Here is a 13421-nt window from a genome sequence, read left to right on the forward strand (position 1 = left end):
CATAGTAGGGGCAAATCATTAGAACAAAGAAGAAAAACTTCACATACGGAAGTTTCCCTTACTTCTCTTTCTGTTCGTCTTCTAAAAACGTCACTTGCTCAATTATCCCTTCAAGCAAAAGTTCTTCCGGAAGGATTGTTTTAATAACAAAGGACTGCCCCTTAATTAATAACTGACCATGCTTTAACAACAATCTTACTTCTTTATCTGAAAACACTAATAAACCTCGATGATTTTCTATATAGATATGCACTTGCCCAACAAGCGTGATCCGAGGTAGATCCATTAGCACATCCACTGGCAGGTCTATTTGCTTCGTTAACCAATTCTTCATTTGTTCTAATTTTTTCATCCCAAAAGACCCCCTCTCATCCCATATGTATGAAAAAAGAGCTTGTAATATCACGTCCAAACTGAAAAAAAGCATAAAAAAACGTCTCATACGAAATGAGACGTTTTTTTATGCTAATAGCTGGATAACCAGCTTATTCACAAGCGATCCATCTGTTTTACCTTTTACTTTCGGCATAACAGCAGTCATCACCTTACCCATATCTGCTTTAGAAGTCGCACCAACTTCAGAAATAACTTGCTTGATTATATCAACTAGCTCTTCTTCCGTTAATTGCTCCGGCAAATATGCGCTTAAAATCTGAATTTCACTTTGCAGTTTATTAACAAGGTCTTCACGACCAGCTTTTTTAAATTCAAGGAGGGAGTCCTTATGCTGTTTTACTTCACGAGCTAAAACTGTTAGTTCCTCTTCTTCAGTAAGAGTATGCTGTAGTTTAATACCTTCATTTTGTAAAGCAGCCTTAACCATACGAATGACGGTTAATTTTTCTTTTTGTTTATTCTTCATCGCTTGTTTCATATCATCGTTTAAACGACCGAGAAGACTCATAACTTACACCCTCTCTTAGAATTTACGCTTTCTTGCCGCTTCAGATTTCTTCTTACGTTTTACACTTGGTTTTTCATAAAACTCGCGCTTTCTTGCTTCAGCAAGTGTACCAGTTTTAGAAACCGATCTTTTAAAACGGCGAAGTGCATCCTCCAAAGACTCGTTTTTACGAACGACTGTTTTTGACATTCTCTTTCCCTCCCTCCGAAACATCACACTTACATACTAACTTCAGCATGCAAAAAGAAACACTTCTTCAGCATGTCTTTTACGATTATAATACATTTTATCACTTCAGGTCAACTATTTGGCAGAATAAAAGAAGAATAGATGCTCTTCCTTTTTCAAAAACTATACAGATAGCTGCTATCCTTTCCCCTGAAGGCAACTATATTTTTGTCATTACACTTTTTTTCATGCAGGAACGTACGAAACAACTACTCATTTCGTACATTTTCAGTACTTAACTTCTCCACTAAAAAAGAAAGCATGCAAATCGTTTCCGTTTGCATGCTTTTTTATCCCGATTGGCGCGGGCTAATAATCAGCGGGAAATGAATCCCACGCTGATTAAAGCTTCACTTTATGCGCTTGCTGATTCCTTTTTCACATCATCTTCAAGGACACGAACAAATTGCGCTTCGTTATATGGATAACCAGCTTTTGTGATTTTTACTTTCACTAGTTTACCGATTAATTCTTCTGATCCTTCAAATACAATTTTCAAGTAGTTATCTGTATAACCTACATATAGGCCTTCACGGTCACCCTCTTTAAATTGTTCTTCTGGAATAATTTCAAGTACTTCTCCTTCAAACTGTGATGCATACTCTTTCGCTAATTGATTAGATAGTTCAATTAAACGGTGAACACGATCATTCTTCACATCTTCAGGAACTTGATCTTCCATACGCGCTGCAGGTGTTCCTGTACGTTTTGAGTACGGGAATACGTGTAACTCAGAGAAGCGATTCTCTTTAATGAAATTGTATGTTTCCATGAATTCTTCTTCTGTTTCACCTGGGAAACCAACGATTACGTCTGATGTAATCGCAAGACCTGGTAACGCTTCTTTCAAACGATCTAAGCGCTCTTGGAAAAATTCCATCGTATACTTACGACGCATACGCTTTAATACAGTATTAGATCCAGATTGCAACGGAATGTGTAAGTGACGTACAACTACTTCAGACTTATCTAACACTTCAATTACTTCATCTGAAATCTGACTCGCTTCAATAGAAGAAATACGAAGACGTTTTAATCCATCTACTTCCACTTCCATATCACGAAGTAATCCAGCTAAGTTATAATCTTTAATATCTTCACCGTACCCACCTGTATGAATACCTGTTAATACGATTTCTTTATAGCCTGCATCTACTAATTGCTGCGCTTGTTTAATAACTTCTTTCCCATCGCGAGAGCGCATTAAACCACGCGCCCAAGGAATAATACAGAATGTACAGAAGTTATTACAACCTTCTTGTATTTTTAAAGATGCGCGTGTACGGTCCGTGAAGTAAGGTACATCAAGTTCTTCATATACACGTGTTTTCATAATGTTACGCACAGCATTAATTGGCTGACGCTCTTTACGGAATTCTTCGATGTATCCTAACATCTTTTCACGATCTTGTGTACCAACTACAATATCTACACCTGGAATCGCCATAATTTCCGCTGGAGATGTTTGTGCATAACATCCTGTTACACAAATAACCGCATCTGGGTTTTGACGAACAGCACGTCTAATAACTTGACGACTTTTCTTATCCCCCGTATTCGTTACTGTACATGTATTAATAACATATACATCAGCTTTCTTTTCATATTCAGTTCTTTCATATCCACCTTGTTTAAACAATTGCCAAATGGCTTCTGTTTCATAGTGGTTTACTTTACAACCTAACGTATGGAACGCAACAGTTGACATTGATCATCACCCCATCAATTCAAAATGATACGAAGCAGCACTTAACGCGTATAACGGCGCCGTTTCTGTTCTTAAAATTCTTGGTCCTAAACTACATGGTACAAATTTATGTTCACGAAGCGCTGTAATCTCTTCCTCAGCCAAACCGCCTTCTGGGCCAAATACAATCAATAACTTTTGACCTGGTTTCATCATCGTTAAAGCTTTCGCAAAATTAGATTTCTCCCCTTGTTTCGCTTCCTCTTCGTAAGCAACAAGGCAAACATCATACTCACCACTCATTGACAGCAATTGTTTAAACGATGCTGGGGCGTGTACTTCTGGAATTTCACTTCTATGTGATTGTTCCGCAGCTTCTTTCACAATTTTTCTTAAACGCTCAACTTTTTTATCAGCTTTTTTTGCATCCCATTTTACGATAGAGCGAGATGCTTGAAATGGTAAGAATGCAGCTGCCCCAAGCTCAGTTCCTTTTTGAAAAATTAACTCTAGCTTGTCTCCTTTCGGCAGTCCACTTGCAATCGTCACGAAAACAGGAAGTTCACTTGACGCCTCTACCCATTCTACAATAGCCGTATTAATAAATTCACTGGTAATTTCATCAATTGAACATACGGCTGTTTTTCCGTTTACACAGCAATAAATGTGATCTCCAGCTGACATACGCATTACTCTTGCGATATGATGGACGTCATCACCTACAATGCGAATACTTGTCTCATTTACATATTTCTCTTCTACAAAATAACGTTGCATATAATCACCTTAGTAGAGTTTCGTTCCTTTCGTAAGCCAATACTTACGAAAAGAACGAAACGTTATCATTTTTCATATAACAAACGGCAAGTCCCTCACCTTATAGTGAGAGACTCCCCTTTTCATTATAGACTAAAATCTATATTACGCATTTCGTGCAATAATTGCTACCCAATCTTCCATTCGTAACACTTCTTCAATTGTAAATCCAGCTTTTTCTAGCGCTTCAGAAATTACTTTTTCCTTCGCAGCAATAATGCCCGATGTAATAAATAATCCGCCTGACTTCACAACTCTCGCTGCATCTTCAGGGAATAATAAAATAATTTCTGCTAATAAGTTAGCTACGATTAAATCAACAGGACCTTCAATACCTTCTAAAAGACTATTTTGTCCAACAGATACAATATCATCTGTTTTATTTAAACGCACATTCATTTCTGCACTTTCAACCGCAACCGGATCTAAATCATATGCTTGAACAGAAGACGCACCTAATTTTGCTGCTGCAATACTCAGTACACCAGAACCTGTTCCTACATCAATGATAGTATCACCTTGCTGTACTGTTTTTTCTAAAGCACGGATACACATCGTTGTTGTCGGATGAGTTCCCGTTCCAAATGCCATACCCGGATCTAATTCAATAATTTTTTCTTCCGGAGAAGATGGTGTATATTCTTCCCAAGTCGGCACAATTGTGAATGTATCAGAAATTTGTACTGGATGGTAATATTTTTTCCAAGCAGTAGCCCAATCTTCTTCATTGACTTCGTTAACGGTAATATTTCCAGTACCAATTTCGATGTCGTAAGATGGAAGCACATCAATAGATGATTTTACACCTGCAATCGTTTCATGTAAAGAATCCGTTTGCGGGAAATATGCTTTTATTAATACACCTTCCGCCGGATACTCATCTGGGTTCAATGCATAAATTTCACCATATTGTTGCTCGCGCTCTTTCGTCAACTCTGCTGGATCCTCAATTGCAACTCCACTAGCACCAGCCTCATGTAAAATATGAGAGACAGCTTCTACTGCTTCTTCTGTTGTATGAATACTAATTTCTGACCATTTCACAATTTACCAACTCCATTTTTTATTTCCATTATTCCCCTTTGAAAGCACGTTTAAGCTTTCCGAATAAACTATCATCCTGCTCTTCTTGTCCCGCAAATTCACGCAATAAATCTTTTTGATGTGAAGTTAATTTCGTCGGTACAACAACACGAACGACTACATATTGATCTCCTTGACCATATCCACGTACGTTCGGAGCACCTTTCCCTTTTAAGCGGAATTCTGTTCCTGTTTGTGTTCCTGCTGGAATTTTCAGCTTCACTTTACCATGAACAGTAGGAACTTCCACTTCAGCACCAAGTGCCATTTGCGCGAATGTTAATGGCATTTCGCAAATAATGTGATCTCCTTCACGTTCAAAGAATTCATGATCTCTTACATGAACAACAACATATAAATCTCCTGCCGGTCCGCCATTTACGCCCGCTTCACCTTTTCCAGATACACGGATTTGTTGACCATTATCGATACCCGCTGGAATTTTAACGTTGATTTTTTTACGTTTACGTACTTTACCAGAACCGTGGCATGTCGTACATTTTTCTTTAATCATTTGACCAGTTCCTGAACAATGACCACAAGCTTGACGGTTTACGATACGACCAAATGGTGTATTTTGTTCTACACTTACTTGCCCTGATCCTGAGCAATGTTTACATGTTTCTTTTGAAGTTCCTGGTTTTGCCCCGCTACCTTTACAAGTATCACATGGATCTTCTACCGGAATCTCGACATTTAATTCTTTACCAAAAATCGCTTCTTCAAAATCTAAAGTGACTTGATATTGTAAGTCAGCACCTTGGCGCGGAGCATTTGGATCACGACGTCTGCCGCCACCGCCGCCAAAGAATGAACTAAAGATATCTTCAAAACCGAAGCCACCGCCGAAGTCTCCTCCTCCGCCAAAGCCACCGAAACCTTGATTTGCACCAGCATGACCAAATTGATCATATTGCGCACGCTTTTGGTCGTCGCTTAATACTTCGTATGCTTCTTGTACTTCTTTAAACTTTTCAATTGCATTTTCTTCTTTACTTACGTCTGGATGGTATTTTTTAGCCAAACGACGATACGCTTTTTTTATTTCATCTTTTGAAGCACCCTTGCTAAGTCCAAGGACCTCATAATAATCTCGTTTACTCATAAATTTACAACCCCCGAATCTTTCACATAAACGTAATTTTAACACCGAAAGAAAGTGCTTTGCAACAAAGTTTCCTCACTTACAGTATGCAAAGTAAAAAACTTAAGACCCTCACACATTCCTTCTCATTCGTGAAAAAAGCCAAAGCCAAGGCACGCTTGACTTTGACTTTTTGTCATCTTACTTATTTATTATTACTTATCTTCTTTTACTTCTTCAAACTCAGCGTCTACTACATTGTCTTTCTTCGCGCCAGCATCTTGTGCTCCTTGTGCACCTTCCGCTTGCCCTGCAGCTGCTTGAGCTTGCTCGTATAATTTAACAGTTAATTGTTGTACGATTTCTTGTAAAGCATCTTTTTTCGCACGGATTTCCTCAAGCTCGTTCTTCTCAATCGCAGCTTGTAATGCTTCTTTCGCTTCTGTTGCTTTTGCAACTTCAGCCGCATCCACTTTACCTTCTAAATCTTTTACAACTTTATCAGTTTGGAATACAAGTTGGTCAGCTTCGTTACGAAGTTCAACTTCTTCCTTACGTTTTTGGTCAGCGTCAGCATTTGCTTCTGCTTCTTGTACCATACGTTCTACCTCTTCATCAGAAAGACCTGAAGAAGATTGGATTGTAATAGCTTGCTCTTTGCTTGTTCCTAAATCTTTCGCACGTACGTTAACAATACCGTTCGCATCAATATCGAATGTTACTTCGATTTGTGGAATACCACGTGGTGCTGGTGGAAGGTCTGTTAATTGGAAACGACCTAATGTTTTGTTGTCAGCTGACATTGGACGCTCACCTTGTAATACGTGAATATCTACTGCTGGTTGGTTATCAGCAGCTGTTGAGAATACTTGTGACTTACTTGTTGGAATTGTAGTGTTACGCTCAATTAATTTCGTGAATACGCCACCCATAGTTTCAATACCTAAAGAAAGTGGAGTTACGTCTAATAATAGTACGCCTTCTACATCACCAGTAAGTACGCCACCTTGAACTGCAGCACCTAATGCTACAACTTCATCCGGGTTTACACCTTTATATGGTTCTTTACCAGTTTCACGTTTAATAGCTTCTTGTACAGCTGGGATACGAGTAGATCCACCAACAAGGATAACTTTATCTAATTCACTTGGAGCAAAACCAGCGTCTTTTAATGCACGGCGAGTTGGCTCTAATGTTCTTTCAACAAGACCTGCTGAAAGCTCTTCGAATTTCGCTCTTGTTAATGTTAATTCTAAGTGTAATGGACCAGCAGCTCCAGCACTAATGAATGGTAATGAAATTTGTGTTTGTGTTACACCAGAAAGATCTTTTTTCGCTTTTTCAGCTGCATCTTTCAGACGTTGAAGTGCCATTTTATCTTGGCTTAAATCAATGTTATTTTCTTTTTTGAACTCAGCTACTAAGTGGTCAATAATAACTTGGTCAAAGTCATCTCCACCAAGACGGTTGTCACCAGCAGTTGAAATAACTTCGAATGTTCCGTCTGCTAACTCAAGGATAGATACGTCAAATGTACCGCCACCTAAGTCATATACTAAGATTTTTTGCTCTTCATCTTGTTTCTCTAAACCGTAAGCAAGCGCTGCTGCTGTTGGTTCGTTAATGATACGCTCAACTTCTAAACCAGCGATACGACCAGCATCTTTCGTTGCTTGACGTTCTGCATCGTTGAAGTATGCAGGTACTGTAATAACAGCTTTCGTTACTGTTTCACCTAAGTATGCTTCAGCAGAAGCTTTTAGGTTTTGTAAAATGATTGCAGAAATTTCTTGAGGTGTATAATCTTTACCTTCAACTTCTACTTTGTAGTCTGTACCCATATGACGTTTAACAGACATGATTGTATTTGGGTTTGTAATTGCTTGACGCTTTGCAACTTCCCCAACTTGACGCTCTTCATTTTTGAAAGCTACAACAGAAGGTGTTGTACGGTTTCCTTCTGGATTTGGGATAACCTTTGGCTCTCCACCTTCCATAACAGCTACACAAGAGTTTGTTGTACCTAAGTCAATACCGATAATTTTACTCATGGCGAATCCTCCTACTTTTATGTAAATTATTGATTTACTTTTACCATTGATGGGCGAATCACACGGTCTTTTAGTTTATAACCTTTTTGGAATTCTTCAACTACCGCATTTGATTCAAATTCACTGTCTTCCACTTGCATAATAGCTTGGTGTTCATTAGGATCAAACTGTTTACCAACAGCTTCAATCACTTCAACACCTTCTTTATTCAACGCTTCTAGCAATTGACGATGCACCATTTCCATACCTTGTAACAAGGATTTCGTTTGCTCATCAGTTGCTTCCACTTGCATCGCTCTTTCAAAATTATCAAGAGCTGGCAAAATATCTGAAACTAGACTTTGTGCTCTATATTTTTCAGCAGCCTGTTTATCCATTTGGACACGGCGCTTATAATTTTCAAAATCAGCTTGTAGACGTAATGTGCGACCTTCCGTTTCCGTTAGTTTCACTTGTAACTCATCTACTTTTTCTTGTAAAAGAGCAGCCTCACTTTTTTCTTCTACAGTTTCTGCACTGTTTTCTGGCGTGACAGCTTCTTCAACTTGCGCTTCTTTTACTTCTTCTACCACTTGTTCGTTACGCTCTTCCACAATATTCACCTCCTTAAAAGGTATTAGGTACTATGTTAAACACAATTACCTAAGCATTATATATTACACACAGCAATGAAAAGTTCATCACTTGAGCGAATGTATTACTCTCATTTACTTTTTAAGTCCATCTGTAAATTGTCTCGTAAATAACTGTAATAAACTAATTACCCGAGAGTATTGCATTCTTGTCGGACCTAAAATAGCAATTGTTCCAAGCTGTTCTTCTCCAATCGAATATGTTGCAGAAATCAAACTACAATCTTCCATGGCTGTCGCAGAGTTTTCCCTACCAATTTTCACTTGAATACCTACTTGTTTATGACGCAAAATATCATAAAACTCAGCTTCGTTATCAATCATTGTCAGCAAGGATCTTACTTTGTGAATGTCATGGAACTCTGGTTGCGAAAGCATATTTGCTTTTCCTCCAAAGTATATCTTTTCCGATAAAGGAACTTGAAATGTACCATCTAACATTTTTATTGCACTATCGTAATTATGAACATACCCGCGCAATACCGTAACAATCTCCTTAAAGATTTTATTATGGAGTTCCGACATTGGTACGCCCGATAGCTTTTCATTTAAAATATTAACCATTTTTTCTAAATCTGATAAATCAACAGATTCCGGAACGGTAATCGTTTTGCTTTGTACATGCCCTGTATCCGTTACAATAATAGCGACTGCAGTTTGACGATCAAGCGGAACAATTTGTACGTTTTTAAGTTTATTTGTGCTTAACTTCGGTCCAAGAACAATGGCCGTATAATTTGTAAGCTCTGATAAAATTTGAGCCGATTGTTGTGCAATCTTTTCAGCTTCAAAAATTCTTTCAGCAAATAAATCTTTAATTTGTACAATTTCATCTTTCGGTAAGTTTTGCGGCGCTAAAAGATGGTCTACATAAAATCGGTATCCTTTTTCAGAAGGGACACGTCCAGAAGAACTATGCGTTTTCTCAATAAATCCTAGTTCCTCTAAATCAGCCATTTCATTTCGTATAGTAGCTGAACTAAATGTAATTTCATCTTTTTTAGCCAACGTCCTTGACCCAACAGGTTGCGCTGATCCAATAAAGTCATCAATAATTGTTTGTAAAATTAAGAGCTGACGTTCCGTAAGCATCTCATCATCACCTCTGTTAGCACTCTTTGTCTTCGAGTGCTAAATCTATTAATAACTTACCAAAATTGACATTCAATTGTCAACGGAAACGTCACGAAATAATGAAACTTTTTCACGTTAATGGAACATTTAATTAGTCAATCAAAAATGATTGGAATACTTCATTCCCTAATAATTTTCCTTTTCGCGTTAAACGAACATATCCATCGCTCTCTTCAAGCAATCCTTGTTCTTGGTTGTTTTGTAACTGCTTCGCGAAAACTTGATCCATTTCCATATTAAATTTCTTTTGAAACGCTATTTTAGATACACCTTTTGTTTTTCGGAGTCCTAAGAACAACTCTTCTTCCATTTTTTCTTTCTCCGTCACCACATGAACATCTAAATACGGAAATCCGGTTTCATCGATCTTATTGAAATATTGCTTGAGCGGCCCTACATTTTGGATACGTTCTCCATTTACATAACTATGCGCTCCAGCTCCAAATCCATAATACTCTTCATTATTCCAGTATGTGAGATTATGTCTACTTTCATTATTACCTTTTGAAAAATTACTAATTTCATACTGGGTATAGCCATGTTTCTCCATTTCATCCATTACCATTTCGTACATTTTCGCTTCATGGTCTTCACCTGGAAGTCTTAATTTCCCTTTATTCATTAAGTTATAAAACACAGTTTTCGGTTCCACAATTAATGAATATGCAGAGAAATGTTGTACACCAAGCGTAAAAGCAATATGTAACGTTTCTTTTACATCTTCTATCGTCTGTCCTGGCAAAGCATAAATAATATCTACATTTATATTTTTGAAGCCCACTTCCTGCGCTTCTCTAATTGCTACAAACGCATCTTCTCTCGTATGCTTGCGTCCAATTTTCTCAAGTAATTCATCTCGAAATGTTTGCACACCAAAACTAATTCGGTTCACTCCACCTTCTAGCAATACATTTAATTTCTCTTTCGGCAAATCACCTGGATTCGCTTCAAATGTTAATTCACAATTCGGGGCAAACGGACGTAAACGACGATTTATAATATCTAATAATTTCTTTGTCTGTTCCATATTTAATGCTGTTGGAGTTCCCCCGCCAACAAAAATCGTTTTCATACTATCAAACGGTACCTTTTGAACTGTATTGATTATTTCTTTCTCTAAATACTCTAAATATTGATCGACCGGCTGGCGTTCAATAAACACTTTATTAAAATCACAATAGTGACAAATATGCTGACAAAACGGAATATGAATATATGCAGCTTGCACCAAAAATAACTCCTACCTTTCTAAAAAGAAAACCTCCGCGCTCGGGAGGCTTCTTTTACTTCTCTAACGTATTACGAATTTGTTCCATTCGCATTTTTCCCCAATCATACATCATTTCAACGATTGGTAAAAGCGACATGCCTAATTCCGTCATATAATATTCCACTCGCGGAGGAATTTCTGGGTATACTGTTCGATCAACAATCCCATCTTCCATTAACTCTTTTAATTGGTTTGACAAAACTTTATGAGAAATGCTCGGAAATAATCGCTGTAATTCACTAAAACGATGAGGCCCTTCCACACCAAGATGCCACAATATTACAACTTTCCACTTTCCACTAATAATAGAAAGCGTCAATTCCTTTTCACAATTAAAATTGCCATTTTGTATTTTTTCTTGAATATCTTTTCGAATATTTTCGGACATTAACAAACTCCTAACTCTATATGAACTAAAAAGCTCTCTCACTATTGTAAATGAGAGCTACTCAGATGTCTAAAAAGTAATTATACATAAAAAAGAAGCCGCATAAACGACTTCTTTTTTTATTCCAAATATTAGTTGTCATCCATTTTCAGTACAGCCATGAATGCTTCTTGCGGTACTTCTACAGAACCAACAGACTTCATACGTTTTTTACCTTCTTTTTGCTTATCAAGAAGTTTACGCTTACGAGAAATGTCACCACCGTAACATTTCGCAAGTACGTTTTTACGCATCGCCTTAATTGTAGAACGCGCTACAACTTTGTTTCCGATCGTCGCTTGAATTGGCACTTCGAACTGCTGTCTTGGAATTAATTCTTTTAATTTTTCTACGATTACTTTACCACGGTCATACGCTGAATCACGGTGTACGATAAATGATAGAGCATCGACTTGCTCAGAATTTAAAAGAATATCCATTTTCACAAGTTTAGATGGTTTGTAACCAATTAACTCATAATCAAATGATGCATATCCTTTCGTATTTGATTTCAACTGATCGAAGAAGTCATATACGATTTCTGATAATGGAATTTCATATGTCAATGTAACACGCGTTTCATCTAAATATTGCATATCAATAAACGTTCCGCGTTTACCTTGGCAAATTTCCATTACAGCTCCAACATAGTCATTCGGAACCATAATTGCTGCTTTAACAAATGGCTCTTCAACACGATCAATTGTCTGTGGATCCGGCATATTAGACGGGTTATCGACAATCATGTCTTCACCGTTCGTTAAGAATACTTTATAAATAACGCTTGGCGCTGTTGTAATTAAATCAATTTTAAATTCACGTTCAATACGCTCTTGGATAATTTCCATATGAAGAAGTCCTAAGAATCCACAACGGAAACCAAATCCTAGCGCTTGTGATGTTTCTGGTTCAAACTCAAGTGCAGAATCGTTTAACTCTAATTTTTCTAACGCATCACGTAAGTCATTGTAACGTGCAGAATCAATTGGATATAAACCACAGAATACCATCGGGTTTAATTTACGATAACCTGCTAACGGCTCAGCTGCCGGACGTTTCGCGTGTGTAATCGTATCACCAACGCGTGTATCACCAACATTTTTAATCGATGCTGCTAAGAAACCTACATCACCTACTGTTAACTCGTCACGTTGCGTAGTTTTCGGTGTAAATACACCTACTTCTGTTACTTCAAATTCTTTTCCAGTTGCCATCATGCGTACTTTATCTCCAACTTTTACCGTTCCATTTACAACACGGATATACGCAATTACACCGCGGTATGGATCATATAAAGAGTCAAAGATCATACATTGTAACGGTTCTTCTGAATCACCTGTTGGTGCTGGCACTTTTTCAACGATTTGTTCTAAAATCTCTTCGATACCAATCCCAGCTTTTGCCGAAGCAAGTACAGCTTCTGATGCATCTAATCCAATTACATCTTCTACCTCTTGGCGTACACGCTCTGGGTCTGCACTTGGTAAGTCAATTTTATTAATAACCGGTAAAATTTCTAAATTGTTATCAAGCGCTAAGTATACGTTCGCTAACGTTTGCGCTTCAATACCTTGCGCTGCATCTACTACAAGAATCGCACCTTCACAAGCCGCTAAACTACGAGATACTTCGTACGTAAAGTCGACGTGTCCTGGTGTATCAATTAAGTGAAGAATATATTCTTCGCCGTCTTTTGCTTTATAGTTTAATTGTACTGCGTTTAATTTAATTGTAATACCACGCTCACGCTCTAAATCCATAGAGTCAAGCAACTGAGCTTTCATTTCACGTTGTGTTAACGCGTTTGTTTTCTCTAAAATACGGTCTGCTAACGTTGACTTTCCGTGGTCAATATGAGCAATGATAGAGAAATTACGAATTTTGGACTGTCTTTTTGCTCTTTCTTCTTTGTTCATCTATGTTCTCAACTCCTAATAGTCTCGCCAATATACACTAGCACTGATTATATCAATAGAGCAGCAAAGATTCAATGAAAACTCGTGCTGCTTACAATACAAATCATTCTATTTATATCTTATGCGAACAAACCATAAGAGACAAACCTTTTTCAAATTAAAAAACGGCTGTCTTACAAACCTGTAAAA

Annotated in this window: 13 protein-coding genes; all 13 read right to left on the minus strand. The window is 37.7% G+C overall.

What is annotated here, in order from left to right; all coding sequences use genetic code 11:
- Window positions 1-58: 58 nt before the first annotated feature.
- The gene (gene yqfC, locus EKQ63_RS23100; RefSeq protein ID WP_000732266.1) at window positions 59-352 is read right to left on the minus strand and encodes a sporulation protein YqfC; all 294 of its coding nucleotides are present in this window, start codon (window positions 350-352) and stop codon (window positions 59-61) included.
- Between the two features lie 108 nt (window positions 353-460).
- Window positions 461-904 carry a GatB/YqeY domain-containing protein gene (locus EKQ63_RS23105; RefSeq protein ID WP_000054571.1) on the minus strand — a complete coding sequence of 148 codons (444 nt, stop codon included), beginning with the start codon at window positions 902-904 and terminating at the stop codon, window positions 461-463.
- A gap of 15 nt (window positions 905-919) precedes the next feature.
- Window positions 920-1093, minus strand: coding sequence for a 30S ribosomal protein S21 (rpsU, locus tag EKQ63_RS23110; RefSeq protein ID WP_000048061.1), 174 nt, complete (start codon window positions 1091-1093; stop codon window positions 920-922).
- Between the two features lie 394 nt (window positions 1094-1487).
- Window positions 1488-2840 (minus strand): tRNA (N(6)-L-threonylcarbamoyladenosine(37)-C(2))-methylthiotransferase MtaB, encoded by a 1353-nt coding sequence (gene mtaB / locus EKQ63_RS23120; protein ID WP_087954270.1) that lies wholly within the window; start codon window positions 2838-2840, stop codon window positions 1488-1490.
- Between the two features lie 6 nt (window positions 2841-2846).
- On the minus strand, window positions 2847-3596 hold the full coding sequence (locus EKQ63_RS23125) for a 16S rRNA (uracil(1498)-N(3))-methyltransferase (protein ID WP_001190157.1): 750 nt from the start codon (window positions 3594-3596) through the stop codon (window positions 2847-2849).
- A 144-nt stretch (window positions 3597-3740) separates the two neighbouring features.
- Window positions 3741-4679 (minus strand): 50S ribosomal protein L11 methyltransferase, encoded by a 939-nt coding sequence (gene prmA / locus EKQ63_RS23130; protein ID WP_000872110.1) that lies wholly within the window; start codon window positions 4677-4679, stop codon window positions 3741-3743.
- Between the two features lie 28 nt (window positions 4680-4707).
- The gene (dnaJ, locus tag EKQ63_RS23135) at window positions 4708-5823 is read right to left on the minus strand and encodes a molecular chaperone DnaJ (protein ID WP_071757255.1); all 1116 of its coding nucleotides are present in this window, start codon (window positions 5821-5823) and stop codon (window positions 4708-4710) included.
- A gap of 194 nt (window positions 5824-6017) precedes the next feature.
- The gene (gene dnaK, locus EKQ63_RS23140) at window positions 6018-7853 is read right to left on the minus strand and encodes a chaperone protein DnaK (protein WP_000034700.1); all 1836 of its coding nucleotides are present in this window, start codon (window positions 7851-7853) and stop codon (window positions 6018-6020) included.
- A gap of 26 nt (window positions 7854-7879) precedes the next feature.
- Window positions 7880-8446: a nucleotide exchange factor GrpE gene (gene grpE, locus EKQ63_RS23145; RefSeq protein WP_087954269.1), complete on the minus strand. Its 567-nt coding sequence runs from the start codon at window positions 8444-8446 to the stop codon at window positions 7880-7882.
- Between the two features lie 114 nt (window positions 8447-8560).
- Window positions 8561-9577 carry a heat-inducible transcriptional repressor HrcA gene (gene hrcA / locus EKQ63_RS23150; RefSeq protein WP_061687119.1) on the minus strand — a complete coding sequence of 339 codons (1017 nt, stop codon included), beginning with the start codon at window positions 9575-9577 and terminating at the stop codon, window positions 8561-8563.
- 133 nt (window positions 9578-9710) lie between these two features.
- Window positions 9711-10850, minus strand: a complete 1140-nt coding sequence (hemW, locus tag EKQ63_RS23155; RefSeq protein ID WP_143881545.1) for a radical SAM family heme chaperone HemW — start codon at window positions 10848-10850, stop codon at window positions 9711-9713.
- A 52-nt stretch (window positions 10851-10902) separates the two neighbouring features.
- Window positions 10903-11277 carry a winged helix-turn-helix transcriptional regulator gene (locus tag EKQ63_RS23160; RefSeq protein WP_001293546.1) on the minus strand — a complete coding sequence of 125 codons (375 nt, stop codon included), beginning with the start codon at window positions 11275-11277 and terminating at the stop codon, window positions 10903-10905.
- Window positions 11278-11408: 131 nt separating this feature from the next.
- A complete protein-coding gene (lepA, locus tag EKQ63_RS23165) occupies window positions 11409-13232 on the minus strand; it encodes an elongation factor 4 (protein ID WP_001030953.1) in 1824 nt (607 codons plus the stop codon).
- Window positions 13233-13421 lie beyond the last annotated feature (189 nt).

Origin of the sequence: Bacillus sp. BD59S, assembly GCF_007363175.1 — a bacterium.
Classification (GTDB): domain Bacteria; phylum Bacillota; class Bacilli; order Bacillales; family Bacillaceae_G; genus Bacillus_A; species Bacillus_A pacificus.

Coding starts and splice junctions, on each gene's coding strand:
- yqfC (WP_000732266.1), bottom strand. CDS start 352: ATGAAAAAATTAGAACAAATGAAGAATTGGTTAACGAAGCAAATAGAC.
- EKQ63_RS23105 (WP_000054571.1), bottom strand. CDS start 904: ATGAGTCTTCTCGGTCGTTTAAACGATGATATGAAACAAGCGATGAAG.
- rpsU (WP_000048061.1), bottom strand. CDS start 1,093: ATGTCAAAAACAGTCGTTCGTAAAAACGAGTCTTTGGAGGATGCACTT.
- mtaB (WP_087954270.1), bottom strand. CDS start 2,840: ATGTCAACTGTTGCGTTCCATACGTTAGGTTGTAAAGTAAACCACTAT.
- EKQ63_RS23125 (WP_001190157.1), bottom strand. CDS start 3,596: ATGCAACGTTATTTTGTAGAAGAGAAATATGTAAATGAGACAAGTATT.
- dnaJ (WP_071757255.1), bottom strand. CDS start 5,823: ATGAGTAAACGAGATTATTATGAGGTCCTTGGACTTAGCAAGGGTGCT.
- dnaK (WP_000034700.1), bottom strand. CDS start 7,853: ATGAGTAAAATTATCGGTATTGACTTAGGTACAACAAACTCTTGTGTA.
- hrcA (WP_061687119.1), bottom strand. CDS start 9,577: ATGCTTACGGAACGTCAGCTCTTAATTTTACAAACAATTATTGATGAC.
- EKQ63_RS23160 (WP_001293546.1), bottom strand. CDS start 11,277: ATGTCCGAAAATATTCGAAAAGATATTCAAGAAAAAATACAAAATGGC.
- lepA (WP_001030953.1), bottom strand. CDS start 13,232: ATGAACAAAGAAGAAAGAGCAAAAAGACAGTCCAAAATTCGTAATTTC.